Genomic DNA, 14,549 nt, shown 5'->3' with positions numbered 1-14,549 from the left:
GATGTCGTTCAGTGCTGGCCGATCAGAATGCGGTTGAGCCCATACACGCGATCGAGGATGAGCATGGCCCCGGCAGTGATGAAGATCACCAGCGCCGACACGGAAGCCATCATGGGATCGATCGATTCGGTCGCGTACATGTACATGCGCACCGGCAGCGTGATGGTCTGGGGCGACGTGACGAAGACGGACATGGTCAGCTCGTCGAAGCTGTTGATGAACGCGAGCAGCCAGCCGCCGGTGATGCCGGGCAGGATCATCGGCCAGGTGACGCGGCGGAAGGTGGTCCATGCGCCCGCGCCCAGCGACGCCGCCGCATGCTCGACGCTGCGGTCCATGCCGGTCACCGAAGCCAGCACGAGCCGCATGACGAACGGCGTGATGACGATCATGTGCGCGAGGATCAGCCACGCGAACGAACCGGTTGCGCCGATCATCGCGAAGAAACGCAGCATGGCGATGCCGAGCACGAGGCCGGGAATCACGAGCGGAGAAAGCAACAGCGCGTTCAGGAAATTTCTGCCTGGAAAGCGCGCGCGGCCAATTGCGAGTCCCGCCGGCAATGCGATGATCAGCGACAGCGTGGCCGACGCAAAAGCAAGCTTGACGCTATTGAAAAAAGCCGAAATGAAGTCCGGATAATCGAGGATCGCGCGGAACCAGCGCAGCGACAGCGCGTGCGTGGGCAACGTGAGCGTCTCTTCAGGCGTGAACGCAACCAGCACGACGACAGCGAGCGGCGCGAGCACGAAGAGAATGACGATGGTGTGGAACGCGAGGGCGATGGGACCGTTTTTACGCATGATGATTCGTCTCGCTCAGCCCATGCTGCGCGCATAGCGCCGCTCGAGCACACGGTAGTAAGTGAGCATCACGACCAGATTGGCGATCAGCAGCAGCACCGCGATGGTCGCGCCGAGCGGCCAGTTCATCGAACTGAGGAACTGGTCGTACACGGTGGTCGCGGCAACCTTGAGGCGTCGTCCGCCCAGCAGGCCCGGAATCGCGAACGCGCTTGCGGAGAGGCCGAATACCATCAGGCTGCCCGACAGGATCCCGGGCACCAGTTGCGGCAGCACGATGCGCCGCAGGGTCACGGCGGGCGAGGCCATCAGCGAAAGCGCGGCGTTCTCGGTTTGCGGATCGATCCGTTGCAGCGCGGTCCAGACCGGAATCACCATGAACGGCAGCATCACGTGCACGAGCGCGATGACGATGGCGAAGGTCGTGTAGAGCAGCTTGTACGGCCCCATGCCGAACACGCCGAGCAACTGGTTCACCAGACCGTTCACGTTGAGCAGCATGCTCCAGCCGAACGCGCGCACGACCACCGAAACGAGCAGCGGCGCGAGGATCACCAGCAGAAAAACGGAACGCCAGGGATCGCCCATGCGCGACAGGATGTAGGCCTCGGGCGTGCCGATCGCGATGCACAGCACCGTCACGAGCGCGGCGATGCCGAAGGTGCGCAGGAAAATCGTGTGGAAGTACGAGGAGCCGAGCACCTCGGCGTAGTTATGCAGATCGAATGCCGCTACCGGGCCGAGCGACGGATCGAAACGATAGAACGTCAGCGCGAGCGTCATGCCGAGCGGCACGATGACCAGTACGCAGAACAGCAGCAGGGCGGGCGCGCTCATCAGCCACAGGGGCAGATAGGCATGCCACGGCGCACGTCGCGTGGCGTGCGGGTCGGGCGTCGCGGCGGGGTTGGAGGAGCGCAGCGTGCTATCCACGGGCGGCCTCCTGCTGGATGAAGCGGATCGATTCCGTGTTCCAGTCGATGCCCACCTGTGCGCCTTCCTCGAGCGGGTCGTCGCCGTGGTTCTGGCAGCACACGAGCATTTCGCCGGCGCGGCTGTCGAGCCGGTAGAGCCACTGGCTGCCGAGGAAGAAGCGGCTCGTCACGCGGCCCGGCAGACGTCCGCTGCCCGCAGCGCCGAGCCGGAGTTTCTCCGGACGGATGCAGACCGTGACCGCGGCGCCGACGCCGATGCCACGCTCGCGTTCCGGTAATTGCGAGGTCGTGCCGGTTTCCGCGAGGTCGTGACCGAGGTCGATGCGGATGGCGTCGCCATCGCGCGCCACGATCTTTCCGTGCAGCATGTTCGCCTTGCCGATGAACTGCGACACGAAGCTCGTCTCGGGCCGCTCGTAGGCGCGATACGGCGAGTCCACCTGCGTGATGCGGCCCGCTTCCATGACCACCACGCGATCGCTGATGGACAGCGCCTCGGACTGGTCGTGCGTGACCATGATGGTCGTCGTGCCGATCTTGCGCTGGATGCCGCGCAGTTCGAATTGCATGTCCTCGCGCAGCTTGGCGTCGAGGTTCGACATGGGTTCGTCGAGCAGCAGCACCGGCGGCGCGATCACGATGGCGCGTGCGATCGCCACACGCTGACGCTGGCCGCCGGACAACTCGCGGGGAAAGCGGTGCGCGTAGGCATCGAGGCGCACGAGCGAGAGCGCTTCTTTCACGCGCTCACGGCGCTCGGCACGGTCGATCCCGCGCATCTCCAGGCCGAAGCTCACGTTCTGTTCGACGCTCATGTGCGGGAACAGCGCATAGCTCTGGAACACGATGCCGAGACCGCGCCGGTTTGGCCGCATATGGGTGATGTCGCGGCCATCGAGCATGATGCGTCCGCGCGTGGCCTCGATGAAGCCGGCGATCATTTGCAGCGTCGTGGTCTTGCCGCAGCCCGACGGTCCGAGCAGCGAAACGAATTCGCCTTTCTCGACCGACAGGTTGACGTCGGCGACGGCGTGCAGATCGCCGAACGACTTCGACAGATCCGTCAAGGTGAGAAACGACACGGCGAGCCCCTTCGGTGCGCCTGCGCGGCGACATCCGTTTGATTGCGATGGAGCGACTCTAGCCAGCCAAATTTCGCTCGGTCAATTTAAAATTCCACCCATTGATCGGAATCTACGTTTAGATTTCGATTGATGAAATTATCGATGCGGTGTTTCGAAAAAAATTTCGCTGAGCGGTATGTGGGTAATCCCGGAGCGCCGCTTCAGGATTGGGCGTCCACGTGTCTCAGGTCATCTGGAGCCACGGCGCAGTTATTCCGTTTAATGGAATCGGAGAGGCAAGAATGCAGGTACCGGACGAAGAAAACGGAACGCCCGGCGCGGGCATGCTGCAGCGTGCGTTCGCCGTGATCCGGGCGCTGGGCAACGATCAGGTGGAAGGAAGCCGCGTCACGGCGCTGGCGAAAGCAGTCGGCCTCACGCAGGCCACCGTGCACCGGATTCTCCATGCGCTCATTGCGGAAGGGGTGGTCGAGCAGGACGAGGGCAGCAAGCGCTATCGGCTGAGCGTCGATTTTTTCTCGCTCGCGGCGCAGGCAGGCAACCCGAGCCGCATGCGCGCGCTGTGCCGGCCCGCACTCTTGAGGTTGTGTTCAGGACTCGGCGAAACCATCTTCCTGCTGGTGAAGAGCAGCTTCGATGCGGTGTGCCTCGACATCTGCGAAGGTCCGTTCCCCATCCGTTCGTTCACGGGCGACGTGGGCGGACGCGTGGCACTGGGCGTCGGGCAGGGCAGCCTCGCGATACTCGCGTTCCAGCCCGAGGCGGAGCGTGAAGAGATCATTCGCTTCAACGTGCCGCGCTTGCACAGCTATGGCGTGTTCGACGAAGTCTATCTGCGCACCGAGATCGAGCGGGTGCGCGCTCAGGGCTACGCCGGCCGCAACAGCGGTCTGATCGACGGCATGGCGGGTGTCGCGGTGCCGATCCTCGACCGCGCGGGCCTGGCGATCGGCGCATTGAGCGTCGGCACCTTGTCCACGCGTCTTGGCGAGGACCGCCTGCCGATGGTGGTCGAACTGTTGCGACGCCAGGCCCAGGCGCTCGGCCAGCAGATCAATCCATTTGATGTCGCCGTGCGGCGCCCCGTACACGGCCTGACCCGCGCGATGGCGACGAAGCCGTTATCCGGATCGGGAGAGTGAACCCGGGGTCGTGCTCCTGGTCAGGCTGCGAACCATGAGGAGACAAGCGCATCGTTGGCTTGCATCCAGGTGCGCGCGGCTTCCAGCGGCGTTTTTTTCTGAACGTTCACCAGCCAGTCCATCTGCGTCACGCCGTCGATGCCGAGCCGGATGCGCGAGAGCACGCGCACCGTTCGCGCCGGCAGCATCTGCAGCCGCGCTTGCGGCGCCACCAGCGAGCCGCGATTCTCGCCGCCCAGCACGTGCAGCGGATCGTCGAGCGGCCGTAAGCGGCCACCGTTGTTGAGGTATTGTGGGGTCCACGCCGGGAAGATGAAGCGTTGGCGCTGAGCGAGCGCGGTGTCGTGAGTCGCCGCTGCAATCATCAGTGCGCGCCGGCCACGGTTCAGGGGCCCATGTGCGCCATGAAGCGGGTTCGGAGGGTTTTCGTGCTGATGTTCCATCTGACGCTTCTCCGCTCCGATGCGCAAGAACGCGCGTCCGACTTATGGTGAGCGCGGCAGAAACCTGATGCCCGACGCCGTCATGCAGGCTAGCGTGCTTCACGCCCCGGGCCGTGGGCTCAGTGCGTTCTCGCAATGCGTCAGGAAACAGCTATAAAGCATTCCGCTTTTCAATGAGACGTGGTGTTCCGGAAAAAAACGGAACGGGAGCGCGATAAAAAACGGGCAACTACGCGTGTCGATTCCATCGCCGCATGCGCCCGATTCATGCAGCCTCTTCGCGTCGACGCGCAGGCCTCACGGCCGCCAGCAGCACGATGCCGCTCAGCAGGAGCAGCGGCGCGAGGATGTAGATGGCGTCATCGAGACTGCCTGTTCTGCTGCGGACGATACCGATTGCCCACGGATTGACGATGCCGCTCGTGATCCCGATGCTGCTGACGAGCGCGATGCCGGCCGCCGAGTCGCGGGCCGCGAAGTGTGTCGACGGGACGGCCCAGAACACCGGCAATGCCGCGTAGATCGACACGCATGCAACGGTGAGCAAGCCGAGCATGACCACTAGGCTGTGCGGATGCAGGGTCAGCGCACCGAGTGCAGCGGCGCCGCCGGCCGTGCACAACAGGAAATGCCAGCGGCGTTCGCGGGTAGAGTCGGAATGCCGTGCAATGACGATCAGCCCGACGACGCCGATCGCATTCGGGATGACGGAGTACAGGCTGACGAGCGCGACGTCATCGACGCCAAAGTCACGAATCATCAGCGGCAGCCAGAAGTTGAGCGTGAGCGACGCGCACGTCAGCGTGAAGTAGACGAATGCGAACAGGTACACCATCGGATTCGCGGCGATGGCGCGTGTACTGCTCGCGCGCGTGGCAGACGCCGGCAAGGCAAGCATCGCGCTCAGACGCGTCTTTTCAGCTTCAGAGAGCCACTTTGCCTGAGCCGGCGAATCGGCCAGGCACGCTCGCGCGACGAGGCCGAGCGCCACCGCAGGCAAGCCTTCGAGCGCGAACATCCATTGCCAGCCGAAGAGGCCGAGCAGCCCGTTCATGTCGCGCATGATCCATCCGGAGAACAGTCCGCCAAGCATGCCGGCAGTCGCGACACCCGCGATGAAGACGGACATGATGCCGGCGCGTCGATGCGGGGGAAACCAGTAGGTCATGTACAGGATGATGCCTGGGAAGAAACCCGCCTCGAACACGCCGAGCATGAAACGCAGCGCGAAATAGGCCGACGGCGTGGAGGCCAGCATCGTGCCCATCGCCGTGATTCCGGAAAACAGCATGATGCGCGAGAACGTCTTGCGCGCGCCGAAGCGTGCAAGCAGCATGTTGCTCGGCACTTCGCAGATCACATAGCCGAGATAGAAGATGCCGGCGGCGAGTCCGTACATCGCGTCGGTGAAGCCGAGGTCGTGCTTCATCTGAAAGAAACAGCACGACAAAGCAGGCGAACAGCAACGGCACGATGCGCCAGGTGATCTTGCGATCGAGCAAACGGTCTTCGTCCAGCGGATGCGTTCCGGAAACAAGGTTCGTCAGCAAGGACCTGATCATGTTCGGAATCGGAGAGTCGGCCGCCGTCGAAGGGTAACGCGCGCGACGCTTCCTGGGTGGAACGCCATTTTCTGCTTTTTTACTGAATCGGCGGCTTGCGGACCGGCTTTACTTTTGCGAGGAAGCTAGTCTATAACCGGAACATCCTTGAAAAATAATCAACGATGAAAGTCACGCTCGACGAGCTTCAGACCTTTGCCGCCGTGGTCGATACCGGATCCATTACCGCCGCCGCAGAGCAGCTGGATCAAACCGTCTCCGGCGCGAGTCGTACCCTCGGCCGACTCGAAGAAAAGCTCCAGACCACGCTTCTGCGGCGAACCACGCGCCGGCTGGAACTGACGGACGAAGGCAAGAGTTTTCTTCAGAATGCACGTGAAATCATCGATGCGGTGGAGCGCGCCGAAGAGCAGATTGCCGCGCGTCGCGAGCGGCCGTCCGGATTGTTGCGCGTCGATGCCGCGACGCCGTTCATGCTGCACGTGATCGTGCCGCTGCTCGCCGACTACCGTGAACGCTATCCGCACGTCGAACTGGAACTGAACAGCAATGAAGGGGTGATCGACCTGCTGGAACGCCGCACCGACGTCGCGATCCGCATCGGCAGGCTGAAGGATTCGACGCTGCACAGCCGCCCGATCGGCAGCAGCCGGATTCGTGTGCTCGCGTCGCCCCGGTATCTGGAAGCGCACGGGCACCCGAAGCGCGTCGATGAACTCGTGGGGCATGCGTTGCTCGGCTTCACCCAGCCCGAGTCGCTCAATGTGTGGCCGCTTTCGGCGCGGGACAGCGAGCCGTATCGGATCACGCCTGCGATTGCGTCGTCGAGCGGCGAGACGCTGCGGCATCTCGCGCTGGAAGGTCAGGGCATCGTGTGCCTGTCGGACTTCATGACCCTGCGCGACCGGCGCGAAGGCAAGCTCGTGCAGATCCTTGCGCGGCACACGCAGGAAGTGCGGCAGCCCATCAACGCCGTCTACTACCGCAACACGGCGATCTCGGCACGGATCGCCTCGTTCGTCGATTATCTGGCCGATGCCGTCACAACAACGGAGTTCGCGCTGACAGGTCGGCGCTGAGGGTCGTATAGACGCCTCATCTGCTGCTCAGGAGCGTGTCGAAATCCCGGTCGAGCTTGTTCAGCGAGGTATCGATCCGCGCACGCTTCTCCTTGATCCATTGATCCTGTTGCGCAAGCTTTGCGTTCGCCTCGGTGAGCATGCGCGTCATCTCGGCCGGCTGCGGACCGCCCACGGTGCGCCGGTTATTGACGATGGCGACCGGATCGAGTGTCGAACGGAATTCCGCCTCGCTCATCGGCAGCACGCCATTGCCGTACCCTTGCGTGGTTTCCGCATAAATCCGCTGCGCCTGGTCATAAGGGAAGTCGCTGGGCTTGATGTCGTGCTCTCTCGCGTATTCCACGACCTCCGAAGCAAAGTGATGCCCCAGTCTGAACGGCAGCTTGTATTTGCGCATCAGCACGTCGGCGACTTCCTGCGACGCGGTCCAGTCGCTGTTCAGTTCTTCCAGCGCCCGGCCCTGATCGATCACCAGTGCATTGAGGATCGCATTCCACTTTCGCAAGACCGTGATCGCGCTGTTCACCATCTCCTTGTTGTCGCGGACTTCCTTCGCGTCGGGCATGCCCGGCGGCAGATTGTGAGCGCGCATGACCGGTCCCATGGCAAGCGTGATGGCAGTGGAGGCATCCGCGCGAGTCGAATTCAGCAAGCCCGGATTGCGCTTCTGCGGCATCGCGCTGGACACATAGGTGTTGTTGCCGCCTTCCTGCAGCAGGATCCACGGACGCGGCTGCGCATACTGCGTCATCACATCCTCGATGAAGCTGCCCGCATGAAGCGCGATGCTCGTGACGATCGCGCCCGCTTCGACAGGATGATCGACCGCGGCAATCTGATGGGCATCATAGGCGTTGTCGACGATGCCGGCGAACCCCAGATAGTCCGCCATGCGCGTGCGATCCAGCGGCCAGCTCGTGCCGTTCAGGACGGTGGTTCCCATCGGAGAGAGATCGATGCGTGCATAGGCTTCGCGAATGCGTTGCGCATCACGATCGAGCGCGGCTGCATAGCCCAGCAGATAGTGACCGTAGCTGTTCGGTTGCGCCGCGACGCCGTTGGTGTAGTTCGGCACGACGGTATGTTCGTGCTTCTGTGCGAGCGCCACGATAGTTTTGGAGGTCTGGTTCAGCTGATCGGCGAGGCGCAGCATGTCATCACGAAGGATCGCCGCGCGGTAGGTTGCGTGCATGTCCTGGCTCGAGCGTCCCGCGTGCAGGAGCGTGACATCCATGCCTGCTGCCTGGATCATCAGCGGCTCGAAGGTGATTACCGTGGACGGGCGCTTGCCGCCGGGTTGATCGCCGTCGTGAAGCACCTTGGCAAGGCCCGCCGCAATGCCGGGCGCCAGCGACTTGTCCAGCAACCCCTCTTGCGTATTGATGACCGCACTGGCCTTGTTGATCTCGCCGAGCCAGTAGAACTCGTCGCGGTTCGGCGTCTGTTGGGCCGCCGCCGGCAATGCATGACAAAGAAATGTGAAAGCGAGCGGTAAGACTTTTTTTCTTAACATGGTCTCGATTTTTCTGGTCGCTTCGGTGGGCACGACGGCTTCATCAAGTCGTCGCGGCGCGTCGGGCAAGACAGCGATTCTAATCGCGTATGCCCGCGCGGTGGCGAACCCGCTATTCGTCCTTCCTCCATCCCCCGCCCAGCGCCGTATAAAGCGTGACCATGTTCGACTGCTGCGCCGCGCGGTCCGTGATCATCTGCGTCTGCGCGGCATAAAGCGTGCGTTGCGCGGTCAACAGCGTCAGAAAACTGTCCAGCCCGCCGCGATAACGCGCATTCGCGATGTCGTAGTAGCGTTGCGCGGCATCGACGTATTGCGCATCCGCTGCCGTCTGATCGATGTAAGTCGAGCGCGCGGCCAACGCATTCGCCACTTCCTTGAAGGCCGTCTGAATCGTGCCTTCATAGGCCGCGATCTGAATGTTTTTCGCGATCTGCGCGGCATCGAGCGTCGCATGCAGACTGCCGGATTCGAAGACCGGCACCGTAATCGATGGCGCAAACGACCACGCGCCGCTCCCTGCCTTGAAGAGCGAAGACAGCGAAGCACTGGCCGTACCGCCGGCCGCTGTCAGCGATACGCTCGGGAAAAACGCCGCGCGCGCCGCGCCGACATAAGCGTTCGCGGCCTTCAACGTGTGTTCCGCTTCGACGATGTCGGGACGCTGCGTGAGCAGAAACGACGGCAAACCTTCCGGCACCGTCGCGAACAGCGGCGCTTCCGGCAGCAAGCGTGTGTCGGGAAAATCCGCAGGCAGCGGACAGCCGATCACTGCAAGCAGATTGTTGCGATCCTGCTCCACCGCACGCGTGTAGGACGCGACGCTTGCCATCGCGCTCGTGAGCGAAGTGCGCGCCGATTGCACGTCTTCCATCGAACCGCCGCCGAGTTGCGCGGCACGCAGTGTCGTTTCATACGTGTCGCGGTACGACTGCACCGTGCGTTCAGTGTTCGCCAGCAACGCGCGGTCGGCGAGCCATGTCAGATAGTCCGTTGCGGTGGTCGAGATGAGACTGAGCTGAGTGCTGCGCCGGGCGGCATCGGTGGAGAGGTATTGTTCGAGCGCCTGATCCTTCAAGCTTCGAATGCGCCCGAAGAAGTCGATCTCCCACGCGCTCGCGCCGAGTTCCAGGCTCGATGCATGGGTCGTCACGCCCGCTGCACGCGACGCGCTCTGCGCGCCCGTCACGGCGATCGAAGGCCCGAGTTCCGCACGGACGATGCGGTATTGCGCTTCATACTGCGCCACCTGCAAGGCAGCCTGGCGCAGATCGCGATTGTTGTTCAGCGCGAGGTCGATCAGCGTACGCAGTTGATCGTCCTGCACGAAGAGACGCCAGTCAGTGAGGATGTCCGTGGATGCCTGCGTGACATCGGATGCGCCGTAATGAGGGTAGGTTGACGGCACCGGCGCCTGAGGGCGCTCGTAATGCGGTTCGAGCGTGCATGCGCTCAAGAGGCACAGTGCAAGGGCCGCAACGCATGTGAAGAGCTTATTCATCGCGACCCATCCCTTTCACCAGCACGAAGAACACGGGCACGAAGACGATCGCCAGCAGCGTCGCCGCGATCACGCCGCCGAGCACGCCCGTGCCGAGGCTTTCGCGACTCGCCGCGCCCGCGCCGCTGGCGAGCGCCATCGGCAACACGCCGAAGCCGAAGGCCAGAGACGTCATCACGATAGGCCGCAAGCGAAGGTGCGCCGCTTCGATCGCCGCCTGCCGCAGGCCATGACCGCGCTCGAGCAGGGACTTCGCATACTCGACGATCAGAATCGCGTTCTTCGTCGCCAGACCGATGGTCGTGAGCAGCCCGACCTTGAAGTAGATGTCGTCGCTGAAGCCGCGCACATGTGCGGCGATCAACGCACCCACGATGCCGAGCGGCACCACGAGTATCACGGAGAACGGCACGGACCAGCTTTCGTAGAGACCTGCGAGGCACAGGAACACGACGATCAGGGACAGTGCGTAAAGATAAGTGGCCTGCGACCCCGCGAGTTGCTGCTGATAAGACTCGCCCGTCCATTCCATGCCGATACCCTGCGGCAACTTCGCCACGAGCGTTTCAACGGCTTTCATCGTGTCGCCGCTGCTGATGCCCTCGGGACTTTGCGCGGTCATTTCCATGGAGAGGCTGCGGTTGTAGCGCTCGACTTGCGGTGCACCCGTGGTCCAGTGTCCGGCTGCGAAGGCGGAGAAGGGCACCATCTGACCGTCGTAGCTCGTGGCGGTCGTCGTGCTTGAGGCCGATGCTGCATTCGCCGACGTCACGAACCACTTGCCGATATCCGCGGGCATCATCCGGTACTGTGGCAATGCCTGCACGTAGACCTTCTGAATACGGCCAGAATCCACATAGTTGTTCACGTAGGAAGACCCGAACGCGGTCTGCAGCGTGTCGTCGATGTTCTGCGCGCTCACGCCGAGCGCCGCCGCCTTCAGATAGTCGATGTCCACTTCGTATTGCGGTTCGTCGGCCATGCCGGCGGCCCGCATGCCTTCGATGTTCCGATCCTTCGATGCCATCGCGATCAACTTCTGCTTCGCCGCCGTCAATGCGGCGTGACCGAGGCCCACCATGTCCTTCAATTCGAAGTCCACGCCGCTATAGGTGCCGAGTCCATGCACGGCGGGCGGATTCATCGCGAAGACCTGTGCGGTGTGGTTGCCCGCGAAGTGGCGGTTGGCGGCCGCGATGATCTCCGCCGCCGTATGGCCCCGGCCCGTGCGCTGGCTCCAGTCCTTGAGGCGCACCATGGCCATAGCCATGTTCTGACCTTCGCCGGAGAAACTGAAGCCGTCCAGCATGATGATGTCCTCCACATCCGGGAGAGACGTGTAATACGACTCGACCTGCTTCTCCACGACGTTGGTCTGCACGCTCGAACTCCCTGCGGGCAGGGTGATGAGCGTCATCAGCGTGCCTTGGTCTTCATCCGGCAGGAACGACGACGGCAGGTTCCAGTACAGCAGCGCGGCGATGCCGCATATCAGTGCATAAGGCAGCATCGAACGCAGGGGCCGGGCCACGAGCTTCGTGACGGCACGTTCATAGCGGCGCGTCCCTTTCTCGAAGGTCCGCTCGAACCACGCGAAGAAGCCGCGCCGCTGATGCTCGGGATCGACCGGGCGCAGCAGCGTGGCGCACAGCGCAGGCGTGAGCGTCAACGCAAGCAGCACGGACAGCAGCATCGCCGAGGTGATCGTCAGCGAGAACTGCCGATAGATCTCGCCGGTGGATCCCGACATGAAGGCCATCGGAATGAACACGGCCGTCAGCACCGCCGTCACGCCGACCAGCGCGCCGCCGATCTCGCTCATCGCCTGCACGGTGGCCTCGAGCGGCGTTGAACCCGCGCTCAGCAGACGCTCGACGTTCTCCACGACGACGATCGCATCGTCCACCAGCAAGCCGATGGCGAGCACCAGCGCGAACAGCGAGAGCACGTTGATCGTGAAGCCCGCCACTGCCATCAGCGCGAAGGTGCCGAGCAGCGCGACGGGCACCACGATGGTCGGTATCAGCGTCGCGCGCAGATTGCCGAGGAACAGATACATCACGAGAAAGACCAGCACGACCGCCTCGATCAGCGTCTTCACCACTTCGGATATCGAGGCTGAAATGAAGGGCGTCGTATCGTGTGCGACGGTAACCTTCACGCCGCCCGGCATCTGCTTCTGCAACACGGCGAGTTCCGCCTTCACGGCCTTTGCAACGGTCAACGCATTTGCGCCGCTGGCGAGTTGAATGCCCATCGATGCGGCGGGCTTGCCGTTGAGGCGCGAAGTCATGCCGTATGAATCGCCGCCCACTTCGACGCGGCCCACGTCCTTCAGATACACCCGCGAGCCGTCACTGTTCACGCGCAGCAGCACCTTGCCGAACTCGTCGCTCGTCTTGAGGAAGCCCTTCGTGACGATGGTCGCGTTGATCGCCTGCGTATCGGTCTGCGGCGCGCCGCCGATCTGCCCGACTGACAACTGCGCGTTCTGATAACCAATGGCGGTCGTCACATCGCTCGGCATCAGTCCGACACTGCGCAGTTTCACAGGATCGAGCCAGACGCGCATCGCGTGCTGTGCATTGAACAGCATGACCTGGCCCACGCCGCTGATCTGCGTGAGCGGATCTTCCACGCGGGTCGCGAGCAGGTTGCCGAGATCGATCGCGTTCATGCGGCCATCGGTGGATGTGAGCGAGATCACCATCAGAATGTCCGCGGACGTCTTCGTGATCTGAATGCCTTCTTCCTGCACGACGGTCGGTAGCGAGGCATTCGCCTCCTGCACCTTGTTCTGCACCTGCATCGCGGCGACATCCGCATTTGTGCCGGACTTGAAGGTCAGCGTGATGGTGGCCGTGCCCGCCGAACTGCTCGACGAAGACATGTAGTCCAGGTTGTCGATGCCCACCATGTCCTGTTCGATGACCTGCGTGACGGTGGTGGCGAGCGTATCGGCGGATGCGCCGGGATAGGTCGCGCTGATGCGGATGGTCGGCGGCGCGATATTCGGATACTGCTCGACCGGCAGCGTGCGCAAGGACAATGCGCCGATCATCATCACGACGATGGCGATGACCCATGCCAGCACCGGCCGATGAATAAAGAAGCGGGAGAGCATGTCCGGTCACGCTCCCTTTGCAGCGGTTTCGACGGGCGTCACCTTCATGCCCGCGCTGATCGATTGCAGATTGTCCGTGACGATGCGGTCGCCCGCGCGCAAGCCACGCGTCACGATCCAGTCCGTTCCGTGCGCCTGTTCAGCTTCGACGTCGCGGCTCTCCACGACGTTCGCGGCATTCACGATCAGGACGGTTGCCGTGCCGCCCGAGCCGCGATTCACGAGCGTCTGGGGCACGAGCAGCGCGTCCTGTTCGCCTTCATCGAGGCGCGCCTGCACGAACATGCCGGGCATCAGTTCGTGTTCGGGATTGGGGATCAGCGCGCGCAACGTGATGGAGCCCGTGGTGGCGTCCACCGTAACATCGGCGAACAGCAGCTTGCCGGGATGCGCATAGGCGGCGCCATCTTCAGTCTGCACGTTCACCTGCGCCGCGCCGGCCTGCAAAGCGCCCGCTGCGAGCGCCTTGCGCAGACGCAGCGCTTCCGTGCTCGACCGCGTAACGTCGAGATAGAGCGCGTCCATCGACTGGATCGTGGCAAGCGCCGTGGTCTGGTCTGCCGTGACGAGCGCGCCAGCCGTGACCGCCGACTTGCCGATCTTGCCGCTGATCGGCGCGACGATGCGCGTGCGCGCGAGATTGACGCGCGCCGTTTCCAGCGTGCCGCGATCGGTGACGATATCGGCGCGGGCTTCGTCGGCGGCGGCGAGGTTGTTCTCGACGTCCTGTTCGCTTACGCCCTTGACCTTCAACAGGTCCTGATAGCGCCGTGCCGTGATGTCCGCTGCCTTTGAGGTCGCGATGGCTTTCTGCAAGGCGCCGCGCGCCGTGTCGTAGGCGGCCTGGTAGCTCGCGGGATCGAGTTGATAGAGCGGCTCGCCCGCCTTGACCGCCGCGCCTTCGGTGAACAGGCGGCGCTGCACGATGCCGTCCACTTGCGGGCGCACGTCGGCGACTTCGACGGACGACAGACGGCCCGACAGGTCATCGACGATATCGATACGTCGGACAGCCAGCGTCGTGACGCTGACGCGCGGCGCTGCGGATAGCGCGGGCATGGGTGCGGCGGCGGAAGCGGATGGGTCGTGGCAGGCGGACAGCGCGAGACAGGCGATTGAAGCGAGGGCGATGGAATCAAGAAGGCAAGTTCTGGGCATGAGATGCAATGACGGAGGCAACGCGCCGATTCATTGTTGATGGCGCGTATCGTTGCCGAAGGCCCAAAGATAGCCGCGAAGCCGCCAAACATCAATTAAGTTATTGATTCATATAGACATTCACATATTGTGTCTGGATTGACATGAAGCGCGTCCAGATTCTGGTGGACAATCACATGGTTTGCCTTTCCGCCCTGACCG

General features: G+C 63.1%; 10 protein-coding genes and 1 pseudogene. 2 read left to right on the top strand and 9 right to left on the bottom strand.

Annotated features, from left to right (window positions below):
- Nucleotides 1-8: 8 nt before the first annotated feature.
- Genes QCE83_RS23290 through QCE83_RS23280 form a run of 3 tightly spaced genes read right to left on the bottom strand, consistent with a single transcriptional unit; the run spans nucleotide 9 to nucleotide 2,820 of the window.
- On the bottom strand, nucleotides 9-803 hold the full coding sequence (locus QCE83_RS23290) for an ABC transporter permease (protein WP_309816781.1): 795 nt from the start codon (nucleotides 801-803) through the stop codon (nucleotides 9-11).
- A 15-nt stretch (nucleotides 804-818) separates the two neighbouring features.
- Nucleotides 819-1,736 carry an ABC transporter permease gene (locus QCE83_RS23285; protein WP_404985402.1) on the bottom strand — a complete coding sequence of 306 codons (918 nt, stop codon included), beginning with the start codon at nucleotides 1,734-1,736 and terminating at the stop codon, nucleotides 819-821.
- Complete coding sequence (locus tag QCE83_RS23280; RefSeq protein ID WP_309816778.1) at nucleotides 1,729-2,820, bottom strand: ABC transporter ATP-binding protein; 1,092 nt, start codon at nucleotides 2,818-2,820, stop codon at nucleotides 1,729-1,731. The genes QCE83_RS23285 and QCE83_RS23280 overlap by 8 nt, the downstream gene beginning before the upstream one ends.
- A 284-nt stretch (nucleotides 2,821-3,104) precedes the next feature.
- Between QCE83_RS23280 and QCE83_RS23275 the strand changes: the two genes are divergently transcribed.
- Nucleotides 3,105-3,965 carry an IclR family transcriptional regulator gene (locus QCE83_RS23275; RefSeq protein WP_309816775.1) on the top strand — a complete coding sequence of 287 codons (861 nt, stop codon included), beginning with the start codon at nucleotides 3,105-3,107 and terminating at the stop codon, nucleotides 3,963-3,965.
- A gap of 20 nt (nucleotides 3,966-3,985) precedes the next feature.
- On the opposite strand, the gene QCE83_RS23270 is transcribed toward QCE83_RS23275, so the two are convergent.
- Nucleotides 3,986-4,408 carry a glycine betaine ABC transporter substrate-binding protein gene (locus QCE83_RS23270; protein ID WP_309816772.1) on the bottom strand — a complete coding sequence of 141 codons (423 nt, stop codon included), beginning with the start codon at nucleotides 4,406-4,408 and terminating at the stop codon, nucleotides 3,986-3,988.
- Nucleotides 4,409-4,673: 265 nt separating this feature from the next.
- Nucleotides 4,674-5,970 (bottom strand): annotated as a pseudogene (locus QCE83_RS23265) (MFS transporter).
- 164 nt (nucleotides 5,971-6,134) lie between these two features.
- Between QCE83_RS23265 and QCE83_RS23260 the strand changes: the two are divergent.
- A complete protein-coding gene (locus tag QCE83_RS23260) occupies nucleotides 6,135-7,049 on the top strand; it encodes a LysR family transcriptional regulator (protein WP_309816768.1) in 915 nt (304 codons plus the stop codon).
- A gap of 16 nt (nucleotides 7,050-7,065) precedes the next feature.
- On the opposite strand, the gene QCE83_RS23255 is transcribed toward QCE83_RS23260, so the two are convergent.
- The 4 genes from QCE83_RS23255 to QCE83_RS23240 all read right to left on the bottom strand — a co-directional run bounded on the left by QCE83_RS23255 (nucleotide 7,066) and on the right by QCE83_RS23240 (nucleotide 14,249).
- Nucleotides 7,066-8,565: an argininosuccinate lyase gene (locus tag QCE83_RS23255; RefSeq protein WP_309816765.1), complete on the bottom strand. Its 1,500-nt coding sequence runs from the start codon at nucleotides 8,563-8,565 to the stop codon at nucleotides 7,066-7,068.
- A gap of 112 nt (nucleotides 8,566-8,677) precedes the next feature.
- The gene (locus QCE83_RS23250; RefSeq protein WP_309816762.1) at nucleotides 8,678-10,066 is read right to left on the bottom strand and encodes an efflux transporter outer membrane subunit; all 1,389 of its coding nucleotides are present in this window, start codon (nucleotides 10,064-10,066) and stop codon (nucleotides 8,678-8,680) included.
- On the bottom strand, nucleotides 10,059-13,190 hold the full coding sequence (locus tag QCE83_RS23245) for an efflux RND transporter permease subunit (RefSeq protein WP_309816760.1): 3,132 nt from the start codon (nucleotides 13,188-13,190) through the stop codon (nucleotides 10,059-10,061). The genes QCE83_RS23250 and QCE83_RS23245 overlap by 8 nt, the downstream gene beginning before the upstream one ends.
- A 6-nt stretch (nucleotides 13,191-13,196) precedes the next feature.
- Nucleotides 13,197-14,249 (bottom strand): efflux RND transporter periplasmic adaptor subunit, encoded by a 1,053-nt coding sequence (locus tag QCE83_RS23240; protein WP_309816757.1) that lies wholly within the window; start codon nucleotides 14,247-14,249, stop codon nucleotides 13,197-13,199.
- Nucleotides 14,250-14,549 lie beyond the last annotated feature (300 nt).

The organism is Caballeronia sp. LZ034LL, from assembly GCF_031451215.1.
Taxonomy (GTDB): Bacteria; Pseudomonadota; Gammaproteobacteria; order Burkholderiales; family Burkholderiaceae; genus Caballeronia.
Note: the sequence above shows the minus strand (reverse complement) of the source record. Positions and strands in the feature narration are given on the sequence as shown.

What these genes read in the sequence shown, in the direction of transcription:
- QCE83_RS23250 (WP_309816762.1), bottom strand. Translation starts at nt 10,066, where the DNA reads ATGAATAAGCTCTTCACATGCGTTGCGGCCCTTGCACTGTGCCTCTTG.
- QCE83_RS23245 (WP_309816760.1), bottom strand. Translation starts at nt 13,190, where the DNA reads ATGCTCTCCCGCTTCTTTATTCATCGGCCGGTGCTGGCATGGGTCATC.
- QCE83_RS23260 (WP_309816768.1), top strand. Translation starts at nt 6,135, where the DNA reads ATGAAAGTCACGCTCGACGAGCTTCAGACCTTTGCCGCCGTGGTCGAT.
- QCE83_RS23240 (WP_309816757.1), bottom strand. Translation starts at nt 14,249, where the DNA reads ATGCCCGCGCTATCCGCAGCGCCGCGCGTCAGCGTCACGACGCTGGCT.
- QCE83_RS23290 (WP_309816781.1), bottom strand. Translation starts at nt 803, where the DNA reads ATGCGTAAAAACGGTCCCATCGCCCTCGCGTTCCACACCATCGTCATT.
- QCE83_RS23275 (WP_309816775.1), top strand. Translation starts at nt 3,105, where the DNA reads ATGCAGGTACCGGACGAAGAAAACGGAACGCCCGGCGCGGGCATGCTG.
- QCE83_RS23270 (WP_309816772.1), bottom strand. Translation starts at nt 4,408, where the DNA reads ATGGAACATCAGCACGAAAACCCTCCGAACCCGCTTCATGGCGCACAT.
- QCE83_RS23255 (WP_309816765.1), bottom strand. Translation starts at nt 8,565, where the DNA reads ATGTTAAGAAAAAAAGTCTTACCGCTCGCTTTCACATTTCTTTGTCAT.